The organism is Halomonas sp. DP5N14-9, from assembly GCF_019802175.1.
Classification (GTDB): domain Bacteria; phylum Pseudomonadota; class Gammaproteobacteria; order Pseudomonadales; family Halomonadaceae; genus Halomonas; species Halomonas litopenaei.
In genome coordinates, this window is record NZ_JAHVHR010000031.1 from 140,483 (window position 1) to 160,507 (window position 20,025).

At 62.4% G+C, this 20,025-nt stretch carries 36 protein-coding genes and 1 tRNA gene; 17 read left to right on the top strand and 20 right to left on the bottom strand.

What is annotated here, in order from left to right; translation table 11 throughout:
* Positions 1-73 precede the first annotated feature (73 nt).
* From KUW00_RS18050 to KUW00_RS18135, 18 genes are all read right to left on the bottom strand, one after another.
* Entirely contained in the window at positions 74-550 is a 477-nt protein-coding gene (locus tag KUW00_RS18050) for a 3TM-type holin (RefSeq protein ID WP_222569777.1), read from the bottom strand.
* A 112-nt stretch (positions 551-662) separates the two neighbouring features.
* Positions 663-1,103 (bottom strand): hypothetical protein, encoded by a 441-nt coding sequence (locus KUW00_RS18055; protein ID WP_222569778.1) that lies wholly within the window; start codon positions 1,101-1,103, stop codon positions 663-665.
* Positions 1,088-1,318 carry a hypothetical protein gene (locus KUW00_RS18060; protein ID WP_045995096.1) on the bottom strand — a complete coding sequence of 77 codons (231 nt, stop codon included), beginning with the start codon at positions 1,316-1,318 and terminating at the stop codon, positions 1,088-1,090. The genes KUW00_RS18055 and KUW00_RS18060 overlap by 16 nt, the downstream gene beginning before the upstream one ends.
* Positions 1,319-1,388: 70 nt before the next feature.
* Positions 1,389-1,940: an N-acetylmuramoyl-L-alanine amidase gene (locus KUW00_RS18065; protein WP_222569779.1), complete on the bottom strand. Its 552-nt coding sequence runs from the start codon at positions 1,938-1,940 to the stop codon at positions 1,389-1,391.
* Between the two features lie 262 nt (positions 1,941-2,202).
* A complete protein-coding gene (locus tag KUW00_RS18070; protein ID WP_222569780.1) occupies positions 2,203-2,817 on the bottom strand; it encodes a hypothetical protein in 615 nt (204 codons plus the stop codon).
* A gap of 231 nt (positions 2,818-3,048) precedes the next feature.
* The gene (locus KUW00_RS18075) at positions 3,049-3,390 is read right to left on the bottom strand and encodes a DUF1064 domain-containing protein (protein ID WP_108133142.1); all 342 of its coding nucleotides are present in this window, start codon (positions 3,388-3,390) and stop codon (positions 3,049-3,051) included.
* Entirely contained in the window at positions 3,387-3,689 is a 303-nt protein-coding gene (locus KUW00_RS18080; protein ID WP_222569781.1) for a hypothetical protein, read from the bottom strand. The genes KUW00_RS18075 and KUW00_RS18080 overlap by 4 nt, the downstream gene beginning before the upstream one ends.
* On the bottom strand, positions 3,686-3,913 hold the full coding sequence (locus KUW00_RS18085) for a hypothetical protein (RefSeq protein ID WP_222569782.1): 228 nt from the start codon (positions 3,911-3,913) through the stop codon (positions 3,686-3,688). The genes KUW00_RS18080 and KUW00_RS18085 overlap by 4 nt, the downstream gene beginning before the upstream one ends.
* On the bottom strand, positions 3,906-4,343 hold the full coding sequence (locus KUW00_RS18090) for a DUF968 domain-containing protein (RefSeq protein ID WP_222569783.1): 438 nt from the start codon (positions 4,341-4,343) through the stop codon (positions 3,906-3,908). Before KUW00_RS18090 ends, KUW00_RS18085 begins: the two co-directional genes overlap by 8 nt.
* Positions 4,340-4,489, bottom strand: coding sequence for a hypothetical protein (locus tag KUW00_RS18095; RefSeq protein ID WP_222569784.1), 150 nt, complete (start codon positions 4,487-4,489; stop codon positions 4,340-4,342). Before KUW00_RS18095 ends, KUW00_RS18090 begins: the two co-directional genes overlap by 4 nt.
* The gene (locus tag KUW00_RS18100) at positions 4,486-4,692 is read right to left on the bottom strand and encodes a hypothetical protein (protein ID WP_222569785.1); all 207 of its coding nucleotides are present in this window, start codon (positions 4,690-4,692) and stop codon (positions 4,486-4,488) included. The genes KUW00_RS18095 and KUW00_RS18100 overlap by 4 nt, the downstream gene beginning before the upstream one ends.
* Entirely contained in the window at positions 4,689-5,132 is a 444-nt protein-coding gene (locus KUW00_RS18105; RefSeq protein WP_261392256.1) for a recombination protein NinB, read from the bottom strand. The genes KUW00_RS18100 and KUW00_RS18105 overlap by 4 nt, the downstream gene beginning before the upstream one ends.
* Positions 5,129-5,359, bottom strand: coding sequence for a hypothetical protein (locus tag KUW00_RS18110; RefSeq protein WP_222569786.1), 231 nt, complete (start codon positions 5,357-5,359; stop codon positions 5,129-5,131). Before KUW00_RS18110 ends, KUW00_RS18105 begins: the two co-directional genes overlap by 4 nt.
* Positions 5,356-6,030: a hypothetical protein gene (locus tag KUW00_RS18115; protein ID WP_222569787.1), complete on the bottom strand. Its 675-nt coding sequence runs from the start codon at positions 6,028-6,030 to the stop codon at positions 5,356-5,358. Before KUW00_RS18115 ends, KUW00_RS18110 begins: the two co-directional genes overlap by 4 nt.
* Positions 6,014-7,351 carry a replicative DNA helicase gene (locus KUW00_RS18120; protein ID WP_222569788.1) on the bottom strand — a complete coding sequence of 446 codons (1,338 nt, stop codon included), beginning with the start codon at positions 7,349-7,351 and terminating at the stop codon, positions 6,014-6,016. Before KUW00_RS18120 ends, KUW00_RS18115 begins: the two co-directional genes overlap by 17 nt.
* Entirely contained in the window at positions 7,348-8,454 is a 1,107-nt protein-coding gene (locus KUW00_RS18125; protein ID WP_222569789.1) for a replication protein, read from the bottom strand. The genes KUW00_RS18120 and KUW00_RS18125 overlap by 4 nt, the downstream gene beginning before the upstream one ends.
* A gap of 64 nt (positions 8,455-8,518) precedes the next feature.
* A complete protein-coding gene (locus KUW00_RS18130) occupies positions 8,519-9,007 on the bottom strand; it encodes a phage regulatory CII family protein (protein ID WP_222569790.1) in 489 nt (162 codons plus the stop codon).
* Between the two features lie 64 nt (positions 9,008-9,071).
* On the bottom strand, positions 9,072-9,260 hold the full coding sequence (locus KUW00_RS18135) for a hypothetical protein (RefSeq protein ID WP_222569791.1): 189 nt from the start codon (positions 9,258-9,260) through the stop codon (positions 9,072-9,074).
* A 100-nt stretch (positions 9,261-9,360) separates the two neighbouring features.
* Between KUW00_RS18135 and KUW00_RS18140 the strand changes: the two genes are divergently transcribed.
* The 17 genes from KUW00_RS18140 (at position 9,361) to KUW00_RS18220 (ending at position 19,023) form a co-directional block, all read left to right on the top strand.
* On the top strand, positions 9,361-10,029 hold the full coding sequence (locus KUW00_RS18140; protein ID WP_222569792.1) for a LexA family protein: 669 nt from the start codon (positions 9,361-9,363) through the stop codon (positions 10,027-10,029).
* Positions 10,030-10,360: 331 nt separating this feature from the next.
* Positions 10,361-10,657, top strand: coding sequence for a hypothetical protein (locus KUW00_RS18145; protein ID WP_222569793.1), 297 nt, complete (start codon positions 10,361-10,363; stop codon positions 10,655-10,657).
* 306 nt (positions 10,658-10,963) lie between these two features.
* Positions 10,964-11,146 carry a hypothetical protein gene (locus tag KUW00_RS18150; RefSeq protein WP_222561318.1) on the top strand — a complete coding sequence of 61 codons (183 nt, stop codon included), beginning with the start codon at positions 10,964-10,966 and terminating at the stop codon, positions 11,144-11,146.
* Positions 11,143-11,469: a hypothetical protein gene (locus tag KUW00_RS18155; protein WP_222569794.1), complete on the top strand. Its 327-nt coding sequence runs from the start codon at positions 11,143-11,145 to the stop codon at positions 11,467-11,469. Before KUW00_RS18150 ends, KUW00_RS18155 begins: the two co-directional genes overlap by 4 nt.
* Positions 11,470-11,554: 85 nt before the next feature.
* Positions 11,555-11,827: a hypothetical protein gene (locus tag KUW00_RS18160; RefSeq protein ID WP_222569795.1), complete on the top strand. Its 273-nt coding sequence runs from the start codon at positions 11,555-11,557 to the stop codon at positions 11,825-11,827.
* Complete coding sequence (locus tag KUW00_RS18165; RefSeq protein ID WP_222569796.1) at positions 11,824-12,075, top strand: hypothetical protein; 252 nt, start codon at positions 11,824-11,826, stop codon at positions 12,073-12,075. The genes KUW00_RS18160 and KUW00_RS18165 overlap by 4 nt, the downstream gene beginning before the upstream one ends.
* A gap of 256 nt (positions 12,076-12,331) precedes the next feature.
* Positions 12,332-13,147 (top strand): PD-(D/E)XK nuclease-like domain-containing protein, encoded by an 816-nt coding sequence (locus KUW00_RS18170; protein ID WP_222569797.1) that lies wholly within the window; start codon positions 12,332-12,334, stop codon positions 13,145-13,147.
* Positions 13,148-13,156: 9 nt separating this feature from the next.
* Complete coding sequence (locus tag KUW00_RS18175) at positions 13,157-14,011, top strand: hypothetical protein (protein WP_222569798.1); 855 nt, start codon at positions 13,157-13,159, stop codon at positions 14,009-14,011.
* A gap of 34 nt (positions 14,012-14,045) precedes the next feature.
* Positions 14,046-14,456: a hypothetical protein gene (locus KUW00_RS18180; protein ID WP_222569799.1), complete on the top strand. Its 411-nt coding sequence runs from the start codon at positions 14,046-14,048 to the stop codon at positions 14,454-14,456.
* A 227-nt stretch (positions 14,457-14,683) separates the two neighbouring features.
* The gene (locus tag KUW00_RS18185) at positions 14,684-15,640 is read left to right on the top strand and encodes a recombination-associated protein RdgC (protein ID WP_222569800.1); all 957 of its coding nucleotides are present in this window, start codon (positions 14,684-14,686) and stop codon (positions 15,638-15,640) included.
* 97 nt (positions 15,641-15,737) lie between these two features.
* Positions 15,738-15,983, top strand: a complete 246-nt coding sequence (locus tag KUW00_RS18190; RefSeq protein WP_222569801.1) for a hypothetical protein — start codon at positions 15,738-15,740, stop codon at positions 15,981-15,983.
* A 93-nt stretch (positions 15,984-16,076) separates the two neighbouring features.
* Positions 16,077-16,286, top strand: coding sequence for a hypothetical protein (locus KUW00_RS18195; protein WP_222569802.1), 210 nt, complete (start codon positions 16,077-16,079; stop codon positions 16,284-16,286).
* The gene (locus KUW00_RS18200) at positions 16,283-16,852 is read left to right on the top strand and encodes a hypothetical protein (RefSeq protein WP_222569803.1); all 570 of its coding nucleotides are present in this window, start codon (positions 16,283-16,285) and stop codon (positions 16,850-16,852) included. The genes KUW00_RS18195 and KUW00_RS18200 overlap by 4 nt, the downstream gene beginning before the upstream one ends.
* Positions 16,845-17,141 (top strand): hypothetical protein, encoded by a 297-nt coding sequence (locus KUW00_RS18205; RefSeq protein ID WP_222569804.1) that lies wholly within the window; start codon positions 16,845-16,847, stop codon positions 17,139-17,141. Before KUW00_RS18200 ends, KUW00_RS18205 begins: the two co-directional genes overlap by 8 nt.
* Positions 17,138-17,485 carry a hypothetical protein gene (locus KUW00_RS18210; protein WP_222569805.1) on the top strand — a complete coding sequence of 116 codons (348 nt, stop codon included), beginning with the start codon at positions 17,138-17,140 and terminating at the stop codon, positions 17,483-17,485. Before KUW00_RS18205 ends, KUW00_RS18210 begins: the two co-directional genes overlap by 4 nt.
* A 228-nt stretch (positions 17,486-17,713) precedes the next feature.
* On the top strand, positions 17,714-18,031 hold the full coding sequence (locus KUW00_RS22705; RefSeq protein WP_222569806.1) for a helix-turn-helix domain-containing protein: 318 nt from the start codon (positions 17,714-17,716) through the stop codon (positions 18,029-18,031).
* A 92-nt stretch (positions 18,032-18,123) separates the two neighbouring features.
* On the top strand, positions 18,124-19,023 hold the full coding sequence (locus tag KUW00_RS18220; protein WP_052704450.1) for a tyrosine-type recombinase/integrase: 900 nt from the start codon (positions 18,124-18,126) through the stop codon (positions 19,021-19,023).
* 12 nt (positions 19,024-19,035) lie between these two features.
* Here the strand turns inward: KUW00_RS18220 and KUW00_RS18225 are convergent.
* Both KUW00_RS18225 and bioD read right to left on the bottom strand, forming a co-directional pair.
* Positions 19,036-19,120: transfer RNA gene (locus KUW00_RS18225), tRNA-Leu, on the bottom strand.
* A 156-nt stretch (positions 19,121-19,276) separates the two neighbouring features.
* Positions 19,277-19,969 carry a dethiobiotin synthase gene (gene bioD, locus KUW00_RS18230; protein WP_222569807.1) on the bottom strand — a complete coding sequence of 231 codons (693 nt, stop codon included), beginning with the start codon at positions 19,967-19,969 and terminating at the stop codon, positions 19,277-19,279.
* Positions 19,970-20,025: the final 56 nt, after the last annotated feature.

The window sequence follows — 20,025 nt, forward strand, 5'->3', positions numbered from 1 at the left end:
GGGACCGTTCCTTCCTGCGATACTTGGCCTTCATCCGCTCGGAATGATGGCGACGTATTGCGCGGGACATCTCTCACCTCGTCTTGATCGCGTCCATGAATGTGCGGGGCTGCTGCCCACGTTCGAGCGCTTTGTCTACCGTGCGCTGACGGACATTGATGCCCAGGGCGGCGCCCATGGTCACGAACAGCCAGATCAGCATGCCGGTGAACTCAGGATCACCCACGACCGTGGGGTCGATCGCGATGGTGTAGGCCATCACGGCGGACAGGGTTCCCAGGGAGAAGGCGAACACCCAGCCCAGGGCAGGGCGCCAACCGCTCTTATAGATGCCCTCGTGCTCCAGCTCGGCGCGCATGGTCCGTTGTGTCTCGGTCAGTCGAGCCGTCTGCTCGGCGGCAGCGGCTTTCTCAGCCTCAAGGCGCATTGCCTCCAGTGCCTGTCGATGCTCGTTGTTGAGGCGGACCAGTTCAGCACGCTTGGCAGGGTCCTGAGTCGCTGCCACCAGTGCAGCAGGATCGTTCTCGATACCCAGCGCAGAAGTGACCATAAGGGCGGCGCCAGTTGCAGCACCACCCACAGCAGGACCGCCAAGTGCAGTAGCGACAGCCGGTGCGTACTTGGCGACTTCTTCAACGGCTGATCTCCAGTTCATGCTTGCCTCACTCGCCGCTGTAGAGCGACGTGATGGCGGGGAAGCGCCCGCATTCATGCCGGACGACGCCCCGGGTGTCGGGTAGTTGATCAGGGGGAACGCCGACGATCAGCGCCTGCCAGTGCTGTACGCCTTCGCCGCGGATCATCGGAGCATCCTTGAAGAAGGCGTCGACCTTCACGTCCATGCCGGCCTGACCCTCGAGCGCCCATTCGACGCCTCGGAAGCTGCACTCCCGATTCTTCACGGCCGAACCGCTGACGATCGTGGCAGGGCGGCCCAGGTATTCCGTCTCGGTCAGGCTCTCGATCTGCATCTCGGTGACCACCGGGAGCGCTGACCCATGGAGTCGTGCAGCGGTGTCTGTCTGCGAGAACAGCCCAAGCCAGCCCAGGGCCAGGAAAAAGGCGGGCCAGCTAAGGGCCCAGCGTGCTATCCGGTCAGCCATTTGCGTATCTCCTCGGCTACGGTCTTCCATGCCATCAGAGCGCCCGCAAGACTGGCCAGGATCATCGTCACCCATTTGGCGGCCCAACCGAGGGACTTCCAGCCGCGATAGGCTCTCAGTACCTCGTGGATCAGGGCGACGTCTTGTTCTGAAAACTGGGGGTCAGTGCAGACGCGGCGCTCCAGCCTTTCGAGAGGATCGTCTTGTTCAGCCATAGGAGCTCTCGGGCTGGTGTGTTTTCCGCTTTCGCGGTCTGCGTATTCAAGTGTTGTGTCCGCGCCGCTCTTAGGCAGCGTCGGAATACTCGGGCTCGCACACCTCGGCGATCAGCACTTGACCGACCTCGGCCACCAGGGCATCGAGGTTGTCTCGGTATGCAGCCAGGTCATTCGGGTTCGTGATGAAGAACAGCTCGACGATGATCCCGCCGGCACGGACGAATGCCAGCCGGCTGTGCTGACCAGAGTCTTCGCCTTTCGCGCCGCGGTTGGCGATGCCCATGACGCTCGCCATTGAGTGGCAGAGGAGGGCGCCTAGCCGTTTACCGCTCGCATCCGACAGTGTTTCGACGCCGGTGGCGGTGGGCTTGGAGAAGGCGTTGCAGTGGAACTCGACAGCAACGTCGTGACGCTTCGCCATCTCGCAGGCCTGACGTAGCGGCAGGTTCTGGCCCGGCTGGCCATCTCGGCCAAATACCAGCTTGTCGGCGAGGTAGTCACAGAGCCGGTCGCGGAAGTCGAGCACCACGTCAGCCTCGGTCAGGCCGTTACCGGTTGCGCCAGGATCGGACATCGAGTGGCCGGCGCTGATGAACAGCGTCTGCGTCTGGAGCGCCATCATCATGCACCTCGAATAAAACAGCCCGCACGAACGGGCAAAGACACCGGTGGCGGCGTCATTCAGGAAAGGGTGCCGCCCGACCAGGGCGAGGGAAGGCTCGCAGGGCGGCATAACGAACTACGCCCCGGCGAGAGGCCAGGGCGCAGGAACGAAAAAGCCCCGCCGGTAAGGGCGAGGCTTTGAGATGTGGTAGCTGTTTGGGCGTACGCCGTCCAGCTTACAGATAAGCTATCTGAGCGGGCGCAAGAAAGCAAGCACTTTATGCAGCCTTCCTGATATTTCGCACCAGATCGCCAATTGTCTCGCTGATTGGTTCCATGGCTTCACCCTCCCAGTGGTTGATTGCCGCCTGAATGGCAGCCCAGACAGGCAGCCAGTCGCGCGCCCAGTCCCGGGTGGTGATCGCCACGCCGTACCACTCGGCCATCGTGGCGCCGATGCGCTCAGGGCCCCATGCCGGCTGCTCGTTCGACAGATTGCGCTGCCGCTCCAGTAGGGCGACGTGGATCAGGTAGTGCACGCGCTCTTTCTTCGCGGGGCGCCAGGCTCGACCATCGCCCCAGTTCGGAATGCTGGCGATCACCTTGCCCTCGACGGCTTCTACAGCGTCATCCAGATAGGCGTTCGCCTGCTCGGTCGAGGGATGGCACAGCACATGCCCGATTGCAGCCAGGGTGGGCTGCTCACGCTCCAGACGGCAGATGCGGGCGTAGACCGGCCCGTACTCAATGCCGTGGGCAGCGCCGGTGCCGCCTTTCTTGGTGAACTGCACGCCGCCACCGCTTTCCAGCTCCTCGAGGATGGGGCCCATCTGAGAGCGAACACCGGTGTCGAGTGCCATGGCCCATGCCAGTTTCGGATCAGTCGTAATCATGCCGCGCTCTCCCGTTTTGCTCGTGCCTTGGCTTCGTTCGCCGTGCTGTGTTCGCTGATGCCTTGAAACCCTCGCCAGAGGGTGTAGCGGTCGACGCCGCTGTGAGTCGTCTTGCAGATCACGAATTCGCCGCTCTGGATTGAGTAGGCGCTTTTCCGTGACCACTTCACGACCGGCGCCTCGGGTCGTTGTGGTAGCGCCGGTCTGGTGGACGCTCGGATTGCTTGTCGCTCACTCGAACACCTCCTCGGACCAGCCGCCACCATCCTTCTTGCGGCGCTTCATGACCGCGATGAACCGGAAGGGGTAGAGGTCGGCGGCGATCTTGATCTTTGCCCGGGCATCGTCCCGCCAGAAGCCCTTGACCTCGTGACACTCCATCAGCCCATCAGCTCGCATTACCGCGAAGTCGGGTGAGTAGAAGGTGTTGTCTGCGAGGCGCAGCTTGAGCCCTTCGAAGCGGTACCAGGCGATCTCTCCGGCGACGCGCTGCTGCTCGAGCAGGGCGGCATAGGCCGCCTCTGTCTGGTTCATCCTTCCGGCCTTCATGCGGCCCAGGGCTAGATCGCTCATTGCTCCAGCTCCTGGGCGCGCTTGGCGCTCGCCACGATGTCGGCCAGATCCTGCTCGCGGGTCTTGTGGCCCCGCTCGCCGGGCTGCAATGCCTTCTTGATCAGGTGTTGCAGCGCTGGATTGTCGACGGCCCAGGCGGCGAGGACGTCGTAGACATCAACCCACACGCCAGGCTTGATCTCGCGGTGGTACTTGTTGCGCGGCTCCTCATCACCCATGCGGATTGGCCGGGCCAGATCCCTGACGCTGACGAGCGTCTCCTCATGACGGAGCAGGGCGTTGTCGATGTGGTCAGTCACTTGGCATCCCTCCGGCGCATGGTCTCTTCGATATTGAGAACGCGGTCGTGGTTTACGATTGCCCGCGCGCGACTCCCTGTGGCGATACGCCGTATGTAGCCGTAGGGGCTATCTTTTCCTGTCTCCCAGATGCAGTGCGACGTGGTGCCTACAATCCATGCCAGGTCCACTTGGCTGGCTATTGAGATGCCTCGTTGGACCAGTTTTTTAACGATGTCAGCCATGGGCATCCTCCTTGGCAGCGATGAACTCGAGGGCGTCGGCCAGGGCGCCGACGATGGGCTCGTCAGTGAAGTGGTCGAGGCCGCGGTTGATGGTGTCGGTCAGCCACCCTGGCTGTCGGGCCTGCATCTCGGGGCTGGCGTGGATCGACTGATGGCACTCCCGGCAGACGGGCATGGCGAAGCTGTCCGGCGCTGTGGTGCCCATGCCAGACAGGCCCCAGTGCAGCCCGATGACGTGATGCGCGTCCGTGGCAGGGCCGCCGCACGCGCAGCAGGGCAGGGACCGGACGAACGCCAGGTACCGCTCACTGCGCCACCGGGTGTCGCTCGACGCCTTCTGTGCTGTCTTGCGGCGCTTCTGCATCGGCTTACGGGCCATCGGCGCCCGGTTGCGGAGTGGTGTCTTCCGCTGGAGGGCTGAGCGCTTCATGAATCCCTCCTGTCGATCTGCTCCAGAAAGCTGCGCATCTCCTCGCAGGCCCGGCGCTTCTCCTCGCGCTGCGCCCAAGCCAAGGCGGCACAGGCGCCGAGGCAGGACACGATGGCGAAGGCGAGTAGGGCGAATGTCGGGTTCATTGACCGCCTCGCTTAATCTGCAAAATCTTGAAGATGCACCACACCAGGATTGGCGTGGCTATTGCGAAAATGACAAATGCGGTGAGCAGCACAGGACCATGGACACCCGCCTGCCATGCCGAGTAGAGCGGGAATGCCCATACAAACGTCGCTACAACCCACAGCCACACAACAAGGCTGTAAAGGAAAATCTCGTCTTTCATGCGGCCTCCCGGTACTCGTCGAACACACGCAGGGCTGGATCGCTCCACTGGACACCGTGCTCGGCCCCGAAGGCGTCGATCAGGGTGAGCAGGTCAGCGAAACGCTGCTTGGTCATCTTCGAGGTGCGGCCGCCGATCATGACGAAGCCGCCTTCCAGGCCCGGCACCACGTCCTGACGCTCCAGGGCAGCGCTAAAAATGTCTTTCCAGGCCTCCTTGGAGAGGTACCGGCCATACCACTCAACCTGCCGGCTGACGTCGGCTAGCACGGCCCATAGGCGGCGGTTCTGGTCGAGGCTGCGCTGGTTCTTGGGCCGGCGAAGCACCAGCTCGACAGGGCCTGCTTCCAGGCCCCGGCCAGCCATTCGGGCCGCCATATGGATGACGCCGCCCAGGTCCCGCAGGGTGGCGATCTGGTAGGTCAGCTCTTTGCTGCTCATGCCACCTCCTCGCGGTACGCTTTGTCGTAGCTCCAGGAGGGCGTGATGATCTCCAGGGCGCTTTGAGGGCGTCCCTTGACGCGGCGGACACGAAACTTGCCCTCTCCGCAAGAGAAAACGCCGTAACGCCTCCCGCTGATCTCGGCACGGTTCACAGCCATGTGCACGGCGTGCGCTGGGCAGTCGGTCATGGTTGATCGGTAGTTGCACTTGATGGCGGCGTTCATGCGGCGGCCCTCCTGGCGCTCTGCTTGTTGATAAACGCCATGCACTCCCTCTCTGCCAGCGATGGCTCGCGTGGTAGAGCAGAAATCTTGGCGGCATTGACTGGTGCGTTGTGGTCATAGATGGCGCGGCAGCGGCGGCCCATCTTGTCGCTCAGCTCATGCAGAAACTTGACGGCATATGGACCGATCGGCTGCGTGCTAGTCGCGCCAGAGTTGGCAACGGCACTGACAAAGAGCTCGCCAGCGATGCGCCCTCCCAGGTGGTAGATCGCGCGGCAGATCAGGTTCAGCGAGATGGACCCCCAGCGCCCGGCAACCAGCAGGCGCGGCTGCCACGACACTTCGATACGGGCATATCCGTCCAAGTGGTCGTGATGCATGAATTTGTCGGGTCGGCCATGCACCAACAGAACCGGGCAGCCTGTCTCTTCGTGCAAGCGCTCACACTTTTCGATCTCACCCCGCGTCGGTTCGGCGCCTTTTACCTCGATGAAGGCATCCAGGGCGGGGAGATAGAAGTCGGGCAGGTATCCATGGAAGTTGTAGGGCATGTGCTCATACAGGTAGGAGATACCGAGGCATGAGAGCATGCCGGCGACGCGCGACTCAGCCAGCGAGCGCATGATGTAGCCGTCGAAGGCGCACCATGTGGATTCAAGCGAACGGGTCATTGGTCGCCTCCTGTGCCTGGACTTGCTGACGGTCGCTGAACGCAAGATCGCCGAAGGCGTACATGCGCAGATTGGCTTTGGTGAACACGGTCCCCGTCGGGCCGCCGCGGTGCTTGCGGACGATGACCTCGGCGACGCCTTTCTGGTCGCTGTGCTCGTTGTAGATCTCGTCGCGGTAGAGCATCAGGATCTTGTTGGCGTCCTGCTCCAGGGATCCTGATTCGCGCAGATCGGCCATCAGCGGGCGCTTGTCGGGACGCTTCTCCACGTCGCGGTTGAGCTGGGACAGGGCGAGCACCGGGCAGCCCAGGGACATGGCCAGCATCTTGAGGGCGCGGCTGTACTCGCCGACCTCTTGGGTGCGGTTGCCGAAGCGGCCAGCGTTGCGGGAGCTGATCAACTGCAGGTAGTCGACCACCACCAGATCAAGCGGGCGCTGCTGATGAAGCGAACGGCACTTGGCGACGATCCCTTCGATGTCGAAGATGTTGTCGAAGACGGTCAGCGACGCGGTCTTGAGCGACGTGACGGCTTTGCCGATGCGGTGGATGTCGTCCTGTCGTCCTTGAGGGTTGGCGAACCAGTCCGCCGGGAACTCGCCGCGCTGGACCATGAAGCGGTCGAACATCTCGTCCTCGTCCATCTCCAGGTTGAAGACGGCGACGTTCTTGCCATGGTCACAGGCCGCCTGCTGGGCGATCTGGAGGGCCAGGGCGGATTTACCCATCGCAGGGCGTGCAGCCAGCAGGATCAGCTCGGATGGCTTGAAGCCATAGATCTTGTCGTCTAGGTCTCGCAGCCCGGTAGTCAGCCCGATGTGGCTTTCCTCTCCGTTCATGCGGCGGTCGAGTGCAGCGAGGCGGTCTTTCAGGATCTCGTTGGTAGAGCGCTTCGTCTGGACAGCGTCGCTCTCGATGCCCATCAGCATGTCGCGGGCCTGGCCCAGCAGGGCGTCGGCGTCGGCGCCTTTCTCCTGAGCGCTGCTGAGCACATCGGCCAGGCCGGTCGTCAGACGGTGGATCCGCGCTTTCTGGCGAACGATGTTGACCCAGGTGGCCACCGAGTTGGCGTCGTGGCTGTAGGTACCGCGCACCCACTCGGCCAGCAGGTCGATGGCCAGGCCGCTGGCTTCTGACAGCGTCACCACGTCGGTGGGCTTGCCTTCACGCCACAGCTTCTGGAGGGATCCCCAGGCGATCTGCTGATCGGCCCCGGCGAAGTCTTCGGCGTGGAGCTGTTCACCGACCTTGATCATCAGGCTGGAGTCCAGGGTCACGGCGCCGATGATCTGGTTTTCGTACTGGATGACCTCAGTGTTCATCGGACAGCACCCCCTTGCTCGCGGAGGCTGCCGTTGACGGCGAGGCTGAACGTGTCCGGGTTGAACAGGTTGCTCAGGGTGACGTCGGACTGCAGGAAGTTGCGGCTGCCAGCGAGGTGCTTGAACACCGAGGACCACCACTGGACACCAGACTCGACGCTGTCATAGCGCACGGCGCCGGATGGGTTCTTCGCGTTCCAGCACTTGGCCCAGAGCGCTTCCAGCTTTCCGGCCATGCGAGTGCCTTCCCAGTCGACAGGAGCCGGAGCTCGGCCCTTCTTGGCGGCCAGGTGACGGTCCCACTCGGCCAGGATGTCCGCATGCGGGCAGGCGGGAATGTCTGAGCCGGGGGCTACAACCGGTGAGGCAGGCTCGTAGTCATCCAGCCAGCGCTCGTTGTTCAGGTACGTGGTCGGATGCAGAAGCTCGAAGCCTTGCTGCTCAGATGCGAGGCGCTTGCGGATGTCGTTGGCCAGGAAGTCGGCCAGCTCACCCGGGGTACGCTTGTCGCGTTTGACCAGGGCGGAGAACTTCCGCTCGGCACGCTTGCGGTCCTTCTTCGGCAGTCCAGCGTTGTAGAAAACGTCGAAGGCGTCGCGCACCGATTGCGCATTAACTACTGCGTCAGCAGTAGTTATGTCTTTCTGTCTTTTGTGTGACCCTGCTTTAGAGACATTTTTTGTCTCTGCTTTAGAGACAGTGTCTCTAGTTTGTTTCAGGTTGTCTTTCTCGGGCCGAGCGGTGAAGTCCCACTCCGCGTATGCCTTGTTGACGCCTAGTTTCTGACCGTCAGTGAACAGCACGTTCATCGCCAGCAGCTCTCGCTTTGCGGCGTTCACGTTCTGCCGACTGATGCCGGTAGCTGCAGCCAACTGGCCGTCGCTGATCCGGTCAGTCTTCTTGTTGAACCCATAGGTCTTGCGGATCACGGACAGGACGATGCGCATCTGGCGCAGGGTGATCGGGCAGGTGTGAGAGTTGGTCACTGCCTCGAAAAGCTCGTTGGCAATGCGGGTGTATCCGTCTTCCACCTGCGGGCCTCGCTTTTCCCTGGGCGCCTCGGGCGCGCTTGGGAACTGGAATATCTGAGCGGTATCTGTCATGATTCACCTACTGTTTGTGATGAAGCCCGGCCCTTGCTCCCCAGCACGCCGGGCTTCTTTGCATTTACTGCCCGACTGAGCGCAGGGCAGGTTTCTTCATCGACGCCAGGTCGGCTTTCAACTTGGCTGTCGCTGCCTCGATAGCGCGGAACTGCGCATCCAGGCTTGCTGCTTCGTCTTCGTCCACCTCGCCGTCGGCGATCACTTGGTGGATCAGGCCGGCCAGGCGACCGGATTCTGTTTGGCTGTCCAGCACCGAGCCCAGCACGTCACCACGGCCCACGCCTGCCTCGGTGCGCTTCACAGCGACCATCCCCATGTCATCCATAAACGGCTGGATCATTTCCTTGCGCGACTCGTCGTCGACGCTCCAGAAGATCGACACGAAGTCCACGAATCGCAGCGGCATCGCGTCGTTGTCGTCCAGGCGGCGATAAAGGCTCTTGGCAGACATGCCGACGTTTACGGCAAGGGCCTTGATGCAGTTGTTGAACGCCGCGTCGTGCACCGGATCGATGAAAGCGTCCATGTCGCGTACTGGTTGTTTATCCATGGGGAAATTCTCCTGATCGATACCGTGCCGCTCGCGGGCGTGGCTGGTTAATCTGTCGGTGTGGTTAGGCGGCTCGCTTGGAGCGGCTAACCCGGCGGTAAAGGCGCTCAATCTCTCGTCCGGTGCTGTAGCGGATGTCGACGCCTTGCGCAGCGCGCCAGATCGTCGGCTGGTTTGTCCCGCAGGCCTGGGCAATGGATGCCTGGCTGTGACCGGATTCGAGGAGAGCTTCCACCATGTCTTTAAGTTGCATCGTCAGCTCCAATACCCGAAATCATGATTCAATAATACGCACGGGTATTGATTCGCGCAATACAATTTTCAATTCGAATTCGTATTGCGAGGAATCGCGCATGGAGACCTTGGGCGAAAGGCTGAGGCGCAAGTTGAACGAGCTCGGCTGGTCCGAGGGCGAGCTGTCGCGTCGCTCCAAAGTGAAGCAGCCAACCATCCACCGGATCATGTCCGGCCAGAGCAAGGACCCCAGGCAGGGCAATATCGAGAAGCTGGCCTTCGCGCTTGGTGTCGACGCGACGTGGCTCAGGAACGGGAAGGGTGACGAGGCTCGCGGGGGCAGCAACGTCGGTGCGCCGTCACCCGTTGGCGAGTCGTACCACTACCCTGTAGTGTCGTGGGTGGCGGCTGGTCACTGGAGCGAAGCTATCACACCGTACGATCCGGGCTGCGAGCAGTCCTTTGAAGAAACCGACTACAAGGCTAAGGGGCGCGCCTTCTGGCTGGAGGTGCAAGGGGATTCGATGACGGCGCCGACTGGTGTCAGCATTCCACAGGGCATGATGATCCTGGTTGACCCCGAGGTTGAGGCCAACAATGGAAGCCTGGTCGTCGCTCAGCTCGCTGGTGGCGACGAGGCGACCTTCAAGAAACTCGTGATCGACGGCGGCATGCGCTACCTCAAGCCGCTGAATCCGTCCTACCCGGTCATCCCGATCAACGGGAACTGCGAGATCGTTGGGGTGGTGGTCGAGGCAAAGATGAAGCTCCGGTTCACGACCCACTAAGCGAACGCGCCGCACCATAAGAATCCGCCGTCCTGGCGGATTTTTTTTGATCCACAATTCCTAAACGTATCAATATCTTACCCCGTGAGAGGCAAAATCATGTGTTTTTCAATGCGCAAAATCATTGACGGAATCAATACGCCTGAGTATTGTTTGAAGCGTGGACAGGGCAGCAGCCCACCACCCGAGCTACCGGATGTAGCCGACCCGGAGACCCAGCGAAGTCGGAGCTGGCGAGGCGAGGCCCCAACAGAGGGCGAGCCGCAACCCTAAAGGGTTATCCACCAGCCTTCTCGCCGAGAGGGCTGACGGATGACAACGGGAGGAAGCTATGAGCAGCGAGATCACCATGAACGGCCCTGTCGTGTTTGAGATGAAGGTCCATCTGATGAACCCCGACACGGAGCAGCGGGCCGTGATGACAGTCGGCATGGGCGCCGGCAAGTACCCAACGCCCCAAGAGATTCAAGAGCGCATCGAGCGCCTGCAAGGAGAGATCGAGGATCACGCGCCAGGCTACGAGCTCATGGATCGCAGGGAATTCATGGCCGACATGATGGAAGAGCACTCAGGCCATCGCGTCCATGTCGCATGCCCTCGGGAGTGGGACGAGATTGCAGAACGGTAAGCGCCGCAGGGCGTGACAACGGAGCACCACGCGATCCGCTGCGCAGTGCGGCCCAGCGCCCCGGCAGAGGCTGACAGTATCTGCCCATCGGAGAGAGCCCTTCGAGCTGCCGACACACAGGCAAGAGCGTTGACGAGGGTTCTCCCCGATGCGGTGCAAGCGCCGGCTCGCTAAGCCGGAAATGCTGGTGGCAACACGGGATCAGGCCAAGTGTCCCCGTGCCGCTGGAGGCATCCAGCCGCCGCATCATCATCTGTTCCCTGCATTTGCCCGCCACCGGCGGGCTTTTTTATTCCAGGAGGTCGCATGACCGCAGACACAGCACGACGCCGCCTCGGACTGCGGCCTCTCATCGGCGAGCACTGGGCCGACAAGATTATTACGAGCGAGCACCGCAAGCGGTGGTTGCGCAAAGAGCGCTGGCAGCGACGCAAGGCCATGGCGGCCAAGGGCGTGACGCCGCCGATCGAGATTTGGAGGGCGGTATGAGCGAACTAAACACAACTCCAGGGCCGTGGACGGTCCACCACCGAATGCGCGATTGCGTCACCTTCGAGGGGAAATTCGGAACCGAGAACCTGTTTCTGGAGAACCTGGAGGGGTACTACGCCTGCCAGAGCGAGCCTGACGCACACCTGATAGCCGCCGCGCCGGATCTGTATGAGGCGCTGGCCGCTTTCGAGAGGGTTGTCGACCTATGGTTGCCCGCAGATTGCGACGTGGATACAGAGCACTACGGAGAGGCAGAAGCCCTTGCTGGACTTCGCCGAACCATGGCAGACGCCCTGGCTAAAGCCCGAGGCGAGTCATGACCCCCAACGACAGCTGGCTCGTCATCGCGGCGGGCCTGATCACTCTGGCCATCATCGGCGCCGCTTGGTGCGGCAGGAGGTGAGCATGAGCTACCAACGCTACGTAGATGCCCGCAGCGATGCGCAGTGGCTGATTACTGCAGCTGGCCAGCCCGACTCGCAGCCAGCAACAGACGCCATTGAGGCGGCGATCACGCATGCCGTTCACACCGGCAGCCTGGGCGATCTGGCCTACGCCCTGGAACGAGTGGCCACCAGCGAGGGCCACAGCGGCGGCGACAACGCATACCGGTGTGTCGTCGATCTGCTGGCTGATTGGTTGCACGCCACAGGCACACAGGGGAGGGCGGCGGCATGACGTTTATGACCACCGTTGCCGGTATCCCGTGCCGGTGCCAGGTGACGCTCTACAGCCCTGGGGTGCCGATGCGCACCACTGGATTTGGATTCGGTGACGCCGATCCCCCAGAGCCGGAGGAATTCGAGTTCGACATTCTCGACCGCCGCGGTTATCCGGCGGCATGGCTCGAGGCCAAGCTCACCGACGAAGACAGCGACCGACTGCTCGAGGAGTACCGCAGAGAGCGGGACGCCTGGGCGGCATGAGGAGGGAAGCATGGGGGCCAGTGGCAAGGCGCGGCAGAACGCCCGTAGCAGGAAGATAGCAAAGGCGGCTTTTCGGCTTCGCCAGAGGGGGTTCACCAATCAAGAGATAGCGACCCAGCTTGGACTCGAAGAATCGGTAATACCGGCTCGCGTCCTCCTGGGGGAGCGCTTGGTTGACGCAGAGTTATAGAGAAGCCCCAGCCGATGGCGGTCTGACTGGGGCGGATACCAACAGTATCGAGGAGAGGGTAGCAGCATGTCAGCACAAGGCATAGGCCCTGGTTACTACCAGGGCATGCCGAACGATGACTATCACAAGGGCCCGGGAGTATCGAAGTCGCAGCTTGATCTGCTGCATCGATCACCGGCCCTTCTTCAATGGTCTCGGACGGCCCCCGAGGACGACGAGAAGAAGACAGCGCTGAATATTGGTGATGCCTGCCATGCCAGGATTTTGGAGCCACACCGCTTCGAGGCCGAGTATGCAGTGGGGCCAGACGCACCAAGGAACACTAAGGCGGGCAAGGATGCTTGGGCAAAGTTCGCAGAGGAAGCGGGCGATAAGACGGTCCTGACTCATTCCGAGGGCCGGAAGGTCGAGCTGATCCGGGAAAGCGTTATGGCGCACCCGCATGCCCGGTGGTTGGTTGAGTCCGCAGGTGATGTCGAGGCCAGCATCTACTGGAACGACGAGATTACCGGAGAGCTTTGCCGATGCCGGCCAGATAAAGCGCTGCCCGAAATGGGCTGGCTGATGGACGTGAAGACTACCGCCGATATGGGCAAGTTCTCGCGGTCGGCCTACGAGTTCCGCTACCACGTTCAAGACGCCTTCTACTCCGATGGCTATCAAGCCCACTTTGGTGAGGCGCCACGCGCATTCCTGTTTCTGGTGATCAGTACAAGCATCGAATGTGCCCGCTACCCGGTTCGCCTGTTCTCGCTGGACGCCGAGGCCAAGGATCGTGGCCGCTTTGGCTACCAGCAGGATCTGCAGGTGTACCACGAATGCATGCAGGCCGGTAACTGGCCAGGCATCGAGACATTGAGCCTGCCGCATTGGGCAGCGTAGGAGACGATCATGAATCATCAGGTACAGCAGGAAACGGTCAACCCGTTTGCTGCACAACAGATGCAGCAGCACGTCAACGCAGGGACTGTGCACATCGAACAAAGCCGGGCGACGACAGAGGCTCAGGGGAAGCTACTGTTGGCAAAGCAGTTTCCACGGGATGAAGCGTTGGCCTATTCGAAGGTGATGCAGAGCTGCAGTCGCCCATCCCTAGCCGCCGTTGGCGAGTATGCCTATCCACGCGGAGGCCAGAAGGTGTCCGGCCCGTCGATCCGCCTGGCAGAGGAGCTTGCCCGGTGCTGGGGGAACATCGACTTTGGCATCCGTGAGCTGTCGCGTCAGGACGGTAACAGCGAAATGGAAGCCTACGCCTGGGACGTTGAGACAAACACCTACAGCAGCCAGAAATTCACGGTTCGACACATCCGCGACAAGCGAGGCGGTGGCGTTGCGTTGACTGACGAGCGGGATATCTACGAAGTCACGGCCAACATGGGCGGACGGCGCTTGCGTGCCCGGCTGCTGGCGATCCTCCCGCCTGATCTTGTCGAGGCTGCCGTCAACCAATGCAGGAAGACGCTAGCCGGTGACAACGCTGAGCCCATCGCCGACCGAGTGCGCCGTACTGTTCAGGCGTTCAACAAGTTTGGCGTCAAGGCGAACCACCTGAGCGCCTATCTCGGCAAGAGCTTGGACGATTGTCTGCCAGAGGACATCGCAGACTTTCAGAGCATCTACAACAGCCTCAAGGGTGGCCAGGCAAGAGCCAGCGACTTCTTCACGATGCGCAGCCATGAAGGTGACGCGCAAGACCTCAACGCGGAGTTGGAGAAGGCTCAAGCAGAGCGGAATCAACCAGCTTAGGCCCCACACCAGGGCCTTTTTTGTGGGAGGCGGTATGGAACAGCACCAATGGAAGACCACGGAAAAACAGTATGTGAAGCGCCGTCTCGATGAGGGCGCCACCTACCAGGACATCGCAACAGAGTTGGGCCTTGGGCGAGACCAGGTCCATGGCTTGGCCAAGCGCAGCGGCTTTACTGATCCCCGTCGCCGCGGCGCGTGGCGTCGGCGAGATTGGTCCGAGATCGACCAGACAGTACAGGACTGCATCGAGGTCCAGTGCATGTCCATTCGCCAGGTCGTCAGCCATCTGCAACGGCAGGGCATATCGACCAGCTACTCCAGCATCAACAGCCGGGTCAAGCAGATGCCCGCGCCGGTCCAGTTTCAGGCCAGCATCAACGCGGCCCGTCGCCAAGCCAGCAATGCATATCGAATGCGCCTGCGGATCAAGCGGGCGGCATGAATAAACGCGCCGTGCCCGGTGGCGCCAATGACCGGGACGAGGCCAGGCCACCGTGTCTCAAAACGGAGTCAGCCCGCTGGCCGCCGCCTCCTCAGCTCCACCCGTGCTGAGCGCGGGCGAGTTCACTGCACAGCAGTAGGCGGCAGGGCGGGCCGGGTGCCGCACGTGAAGCGGCAATTTCTTTCCAGCCTCGGCACGCGCCGGGGCTTTTTCATGGGAGCACGATCATGTGGTTCAAAAATCTCCATCTCTACCGCGTTCACAGCGCCCATATCTCAAGCCTGGAGTGGCTGGAACAAGCGCTGGGCGAGCAGGCGTTGCGCCCCCTCAGTGGCAGCGAAGCACGTCGCGTTGGCTGGGTGCCCCCGGCAGGTCGCGGAAGTGATCGCCACCTGCATGAGCTTCAGAGTCATTGCCTCATGAGCATGTGCCGTCAAGAGCGGATCCTACCGGCCTCAGTAGTGCGAGAGGAAGTCGAGGAGCGAGTCGATGTGATCGAGGCGGAGGAGTGCAGAAAGCTGCGCCGCCAAGAGAAGCAGGCAATCAAGGAGCAGGTTTACGAGGAACTGTTGCCGCGGGCATTCGTGCGGACGCAGCGATTCGACGTGTGGTGGGACGTGAGTCGCAACCTGATCGGCGTGGCCACCTCGAGCCGCAAACGTGCAGAGGAAGCCCTGGACCTGATGCGCGAGACGCTGGGCAGCCTCAAGGTCACGCCGCTTGCTACGCAGACCCTTCCGATGCGCGCCATGACGACTTGGCTTGCGGACCCCGGCAGCCGCCCGGCCGACATGCAGATCGGGGATCAGGTCGAGCTCAAGGCAAAAGGTGATGACGGAGTCGTGCGCGGCCGCCAGGTGGACCTGGACAGCGATGACATGCAGCACCTGCTGGAGAGCGGGCGCCAGGCAAGCAAGCTCGCCCTGGTGCTCGAGGGGCGTATGACCTTCGTGCTCCACGACGACCTGGCCATCAAGGCAATTCGCTTCGATGACACGCTGATTGACGAGGCGAACGAGGCTGATGACGGCGATGACGCGGTAGCCCGCCTCGAGACCGACTTCCTGCTGATGGCGAAGGCCCTGGGCGAAAGCGTGGATCGCGTCGTGGAGTGGATGGGCGGCGAAGCCCAGCAGTACGGCGCGGGCCACAAGGATGACTTGCTGAGGCAGAGCGCCGCATGACGCCAGCCGAGTGGATCAACGACATCGAGGTATGGGGCGAGGTCGGCGCCAGGGCTATCGAGCAGGCGCTCGCCGATCAGATGTGGAGGGAGTGGGTATGCAGCGAGTAGACAGGCTGCGCGGCCTGGTGTCCGTGCAGCAGGAGATCAGGGTGCGGGAAGGACTGCCGGTGCGGTTCAGCGCCCGGCACGTGGCGGCGGGCCTCGGTGCCGTGATGGGCCAGTACCGGCTGGCGAAAGCGCCGGAGGCGGCCCAAGAGGCGATCCGGCAGTGGCACGAGCACGGGCGGATCCAGCGCGACGGCACGCTCGACGGGATGCCGGCATGGAGGAAGGCGGGATGATCGCGGCCATCATTCTCGGCCTGCTGATCATGGCGGGCGGGGCGCTGGTCCTGAGAGAAGCGAGGCGGGCGTACAGAGAGCAGGAGAGTCGACATGGGTAGGTGTATCGAGAAGGCCAGGATGCCAGAGGGCGAGCTGGACCCCGATGGCAAGAGCGAACGGGAGCGGGTGCTGGAACGGAAGCTCTGGCGGCTGCGTGAGGACGTCAGAGCGGCACGGGAATGGGCGGGCGACAACCTGCCGGCCAATGTCGGGCTGACGATGGTCGGCAAGCTGGAGAAAGCGCTGGAGGGCACGCCATGAGCTTTGAGCGGGAAGAGCGATACATCGTTGTCAAAATCAAGGACCTGTCGGCCAGCCAGGCTGTGGCTTTGTGCCGGATACTAACTCACAACCACATACACACTCGAGAATGCGTTGTCGTCGAGCCGGACTGGCCGATCTACGAGCAAACGTGGGATGCGGTTCGACGGCTGTCCCAGGGTATGGAGCAGGAGGCTGACGCGCTGCGCTCCAGGCTCCAGGAGATAGAGGCAGAGAGGGATGCACTGGCTGAATGCCTGGAGGCCGCGCAGCGAATTGCCGATGCGGATCGTGTTGACCATCCAGTGCACACCATGTCGGATGGCGAGCCCGTCGAGTTCGTGTCGCCCGGCTGGAGAACGAAGATGGGGCGTGATCTGCACGTCGCGCTAAAAGGAGGCTCTATCGCCACCGGCCTCGCCCGCCGCGACGCCAGGATGAAGGCGGAGGCGCTGCATGAAGCAGAACACGAGTTGGGGAAGTATTACAGCCCTTGCTGCCGTGACGCGATGAAGCAGATGGCCCGAATGTACCGCCAACAGGCCGAGGGAGGTGGCGATGAGTAGGCAGGCCGGGTGGTACTGGGTGAAAGGCATGCTGGGCTGTGACGACTGGTCGCCCAGCTATTGGGATTCCAGGCTGGCTCGGTGGGATAGTCTCATCCCAGACGGAGACGAGATCGAAGCCGGCCCGCGCATCCCGACGCCGGACGAGCCCTGGCAGTGCGTGCCGGTGGAGCCGACGCGCGAGATGCTGGAATCGACGGGTGACACCAGCGCATCTGCCTACCATGGAATGCTTGGTGCGTGGACGGTGATGCTCGCAGCGGCGCCGAAGCCGGGAGGTGAGGAATGATCGGTCGCCATCTGATCGAGAAAGCAGCGGCGTCTCTCGGGCTAGAAATCAGCCACATGAAAGAGAGCAGTCGATTCGGCAGAGCCTTCTCCATGGTGAAGTGTGATGACGGGAAGTCGAGCCGTCTTTGGAACCCGCTGGTCAATAGCGGCGACGCCTTAGAGCTAGCGGCCGGACACCGGATGGACGTGCTCCACGGCGAGAACGACTTGGGCGAGCCTATTGTGACTGCGCAACCAGCGGCCTTGTCCTTCTCTGAGTGTCCGGCGGTCGAGTTCACTGGCCCTGAATCTATTAGGGAGGCGATTACTCGGTCAGCAGCAAAGGTGGGAGGTGAGGCATGAAGCCGCACATTCGGCTCAAAAGGGTGTGGGTGGCCAATCTCTGCGGCGGCTTCTACGCCATGGCGCCCAGTGGTTTCATCTGCTCTCAGCCAGGCATCCCGGTCATCGGGCGCGGGAGAACGCCCGAGCAGGCCTACCGATCTTGGGCAGCGTTTGCGAAGCCGGATCGCATCGACTCGAAACGATAACCGCCGCCCTCGAGGCGGCTTTCTTTTGCGCGGAGGGTGTATGCAGAAGGTGCTTCTGACCTACAGCGAGGCCGCCGAGATGCTTGGCGTCAGCCACTGGACGGTACGGCGCTGGGCGAACCAGGGGGCGCTGCGAACCGTGAGCAGCGGCAAGGGCCGGAAAGTGACCCTGGGGAGCATTCGTCGACTGGCTGACCTTGACGCCGGCGCACCAGAGTATGACGCTCACAGTGCGCCCGGCGTGCAGAAAATGGAGAAGACTGCATGCCACACAGAAGGAAGGGGTCGCCGTACTGGTGGGCCTCATACCAAGAACGCGGCCAAAGAGTTAGACGCTCTACTGGCTCAACGGACCTGAACGAGGCCAAGGCGATCGAATCCAAGTGGCGATCGCAGGCCCACAGAGAACAGCACTGGGAGGTAAAGCCACCGCGGCTGTTCGAGGAAGTGATGCTGGAATACCTGCGCGGGTCGGAGCACTTGCGCAGCCTGGAGACCTTGAAGCGGCAGACGAAGAACCTGCTGGCGTTCTTCAAGGGCAGGGAGGTCAACGGACTGACCGGCCAGGACATCAAGGCCTACTGCCGGCAGCGGAAAGACCAGGGGCGAGCGAACGCCACGATCAACCGCGAACTGGCGGCCCTGTCCTCGGCCATCAATCACTGCAATCGTGAATGGGAGTGGGATCTACCGAACCCAGTGAAGGGCAGGATGCTGCGGGAGCCCCACCACCGGGAGAGGTACCTGACGAGAGCCGAGGCGGGCCGGCTGATCGCCGTGGCCCGGCAGCAGCGGAGCGGTGACATCCTCGCTGACTTTATAGAGGTAGCCGTCTACACCGGCTGCCGCCGCGGGGAGTTGCTCAACCTGGACTGGGCCAGGGTGGACCTGACGCGAGGAGTGGAGTCGATCACGCTCAACGCCAGGCACACGAAGTCGGGGAAGCCTCGCGTTGTGCCGCTGAACGCCAATGCGGCATCGGCAATCAAGAGGCGGGCGACCTGGCGTGCGGAGAACGCGCCACAGTCGCCCTGGGTCTTCGCCCGGCCGGGCGGTGGCCAGGTGAAGTCGCTGCGCAGTGGTTTCGAGAAAGCAAGCAAGAGCGCCGGCCTCGAGGATCTGCGCATTCACGACTTGAGGCATACCGCCGCATCATGGCTGGTGACAGACGGGGTGCCGCTGGAAGTCGTGAAGGAGTTGCTTGGTCACTCCAGCATAACGATGACGGAGCGATATGCACACCTGGCGCCACACCGGGTGAGGGAAGCAGTGAATCGGCTCGGTCACAATCCGGTCACACCCGAAAATCTAGTGCGCCGTGACAATGTGCTGGAATTCGGGAAAAGCTGAGGGAAATCAAGATGGTGCGGATGGGGAGACTCGAACTCCCACGCGCTAAGGCACTAGAACCTAAATCTAGCGTGTCTACCAATTCCACCACATCCGCACGCGGGGTAGGCGGGGCATATTTTACGTTGCCGGCCTGGCAAGTCAAACACTTCCGTGAGGTGCGCTCGCTTCGATCGAGTCAGGGCCCCGCTATCCGCCCGGACGCTGCGTCCGGGGCGGGAGCGGGGGCGGGGCTGAGGCTTGTGAGGTCGAGCTATGGCAGCGAAAGATGATCGGCGGCCTGATCGGCCAGTGCCCGATGGTCGCTGCTATCGAGGCGCGGAATGATGCCGAGGCAGGGCCCCGGCAGTCTGGCTTTCAGGTGATCGAGGTTGTCCCGGTAGAGGGTTTCATCTTCGGCGAAGCCGGGATCGACAAGGTTGCCGATCCAGCCGGCGCAAGTGACGCCATCTGCCTTGAGGGCTTCGGCGGTCAGCAGGGCGTGGTTCAGGCAGCCGAGTTTCAGTCCCACCACCAGGATCACCGGAAGCTGAAGGCGTGTGGCGAGCCCCGCCAGGTCCTCCTGGTCGTTGAGCGGGACCCGATAACCGCCGGCGCCCTCGACCAGGATCAGATCACGGGGGAGCTCAAGGCTTCCCCCCAGCGTGTGGCAGAGCCTGTCGAGGGACAGGTCCACGCCGGCATAGCGAGCCGCCAGGTGTGGCGCGATGGGGGGCGCGAAGGCGAAGGGATTGATGTCGTCATAGGGTACAGACGGCACGCTCTGGGCCTGCAGGGTCAGGGCGTCGATATTGCGCAGGCCCTCGGCGGTGGACTCACACCCCGAGGCGATCGGTTTGAGGCCGAGGGTGGTCTGGCCCTGGCGGCGTGCCAGGGCCAGCAGGCCGGAGCTTGCCAGGGTCTTGCCGGCGTCGGTGTCGGTGCCGGTCACAAAGTAGCTTGGCATGGCGAGTGCGGGATCCTGTGCTGCAAGTTTGGTGGCGGTGAAACGACGATGGGGCA

Coding starts and splice junctions, on each gene's coding strand:
- KUW00_RS18195 (WP_222569802.1), top strand. CDS start 16,077: ATGGGTAGGTGTATCGAGAAGGCCAGGATGCCAGAGGGCGAGCTGGAC.
- KUW00_RS18155 (WP_222569794.1), top strand. CDS start 11,143: ATGAGCGAACTAAACACAACTCCAGGGCCGTGGACGGTCCACCACCGA.
- KUW00_RS18085 (WP_222569782.1), bottom strand. CDS start 3,913: ATGGCTGACATCGTTAAAAAACTGGTCCAACGAGGCATCTCAATAGCC.
- KUW00_RS18105 (WP_261392256.1), bottom strand. CDS start 5,132: ATGAGCAGCAAAGAGCTGACCTACCAGATCGCCACCCTGCGGGACCTG.
- KUW00_RS18205 (WP_222569804.1), top strand. CDS start 16,845: ATGAGTAGGCAGGCCGGGTGGTACTGGGTGAAAGGCATGCTGGGCTGT.
- KUW00_RS18115 (WP_222569787.1), bottom strand. CDS start 6,030: ATGACCCGTTCGCTTGAATCCACATGGTGCGCCTTCGACGGCTACATC.
- bioD (WP_222569807.1), bottom strand. CDS start 19,969: ATGCCAAGCTACTTTGTGACCGGCACCGACACCGACGCCGGCAAGACC.
- KUW00_RS18050 (WP_222569777.1), bottom strand. CDS start 550: ATGGTCACTTCTGCGCTGGGTATCGAGAACGATCCTGCTGCACTGGTG.
- KUW00_RS18210 (WP_222569805.1), top strand. CDS start 17,138: ATGATCGGTCGCCATCTGATCGAGAAAGCAGCGGCGTCTCTCGGGCTA.
- KUW00_RS18220 (WP_052704450.1), top strand. CDS start 18,124: ATGCTGGAATACCTGCGCGGGTCGGAGCACTTGCGCAGCCTGGAGACC.
- KUW00_RS18165 (WP_222569796.1), top strand. CDS start 11,824: ATGACGTTTATGACCACCGTTGCCGGTATCCCGTGCCGGTGCCAGGTG.
- KUW00_RS18150 (WP_222561318.1), top strand. CDS start 10,964: ATGACCGCAGACACAGCACGACGCCGCCTCGGACTGCGGCCTCTCATC.
- KUW00_RS18200 (WP_222569803.1), top strand. CDS start 16,283: ATGAGCTTTGAGCGGGAAGAGCGATACATCGTTGTCAAAATCAAGGAC.
- KUW00_RS18135 (WP_222569791.1), bottom strand. CDS start 9,260: ATGCAACTTAAAGACATGGTGGAAGCTCTCCTCGAATCCGGTCACAGC.
- KUW00_RS18055 (WP_222569778.1), bottom strand. CDS start 1,103: ATGGCTGACCGGATAGCACGCTGGGCCCTTAGCTGGCCCGCCTTTTTC.
- KUW00_RS18145 (WP_222569793.1), top strand. CDS start 10,361: ATGAGCAGCGAGATCACCATGAACGGCCCTGTCGTGTTTGAGATGAAG.
- KUW00_RS18175 (WP_222569798.1), top strand. CDS start 13,157: ATGAATCATCAGGTACAGCAGGAAACGGTCAACCCGTTTGCTGCACAA.
- KUW00_RS22705 (WP_222569806.1), top strand. CDS start 17,714: ATGCAGAAGGTGCTTCTGACCTACAGCGAGGCCGCCGAGATGCTTGGC.
- KUW00_RS18125 (WP_222569789.1), bottom strand. CDS start 8,454: ATGACAGATACCGCTCAGATATTCCAGTTCCCAAGCGCGCCCGAGGCG.
- KUW00_RS18070 (WP_222569780.1), bottom strand. CDS start 2,817: ATGATTACGACTGATCCGAAACTGGCATGGGCCATGGCACTCGACACC.
- KUW00_RS18100 (WP_222569785.1), bottom strand. CDS start 4,692: ATGAAAGACGAGATTTTCCTTTACAGCCTTGTTGTGTGGCTGTGGGTT.
- KUW00_RS18060 (WP_045995096.1), bottom strand. CDS start 1,318: ATGGCTGAACAAGACGATCCTCTCGAAAGGCTGGAGCGCCGCGTCTGC.
- KUW00_RS18160 (WP_222569795.1), top strand. CDS start 11,555: ATGAGCTACCAACGCTACGTAGATGCCCGCAGCGATGCGCAGTGGCTG.
- KUW00_RS18130 (WP_222569790.1), bottom strand. CDS start 9,007: ATGGATAAACAACCAGTACGCGACATGGACGCTTTCATCGATCCGGTG.
- KUW00_RS18180 (WP_222569799.1), top strand. CDS start 14,046: ATGGAACAGCACCAATGGAAGACCACGGAAAAACAGTATGTGAAGCGC.
- KUW00_RS18075 (WP_108133142.1), bottom strand. CDS start 3,390: ATGAGCGATCTAGCCCTGGGCCGCATGAAGGCCGGAAGGATGAACCAG.
- KUW00_RS18110 (WP_222569786.1), bottom strand. CDS start 5,359: ATGAACGCCGCCATCAAGTGCAACTACCGATCAACCATGACCGACTGC.
- KUW00_RS18120 (WP_222569788.1), bottom strand. CDS start 7,351: ATGAACACTGAGGTCATCCAGTACGAAAACCAGATCATCGGCGCCGTG.
- KUW00_RS18140 (WP_222569792.1), top strand. CDS start 9,361: ATGGAGACCTTGGGCGAAAGGCTGAGGCGCAAGTTGAACGAGCTCGGC.
- KUW00_RS18095 (WP_222569784.1), bottom strand. CDS start 4,489: ATGAACCCGACATTCGCCCTACTCGCCTTCGCCATCGTGTCCTGCCTC.
- KUW00_RS18170 (WP_222569797.1), top strand. CDS start 12,332: ATGTCAGCACAAGGCATAGGCCCTGGTTACTACCAGGGCATGCCGAAC.
- KUW00_RS18185 (WP_222569800.1), top strand. CDS start 14,684: ATGTGGTTCAAAAATCTCCATCTCTACCGCGTTCACAGCGCCCATATC.
- KUW00_RS18090 (WP_222569783.1), bottom strand. CDS start 4,343: ATGAAGCGCTCAGCCCTCCAGCGGAAGACACCACTCCGCAACCGGGCG.
- KUW00_RS18190 (WP_222569801.1), top strand. CDS start 15,738: ATGCAGCGAGTAGACAGGCTGCGCGGCCTGGTGTCCGTGCAGCAGGAG.
- KUW00_RS18065 (WP_222569779.1), bottom strand. CDS start 1,940: ATGGCGCTCCAGACGCAGACGCTGTTCATCAGCGCCGGCCACTCGATG.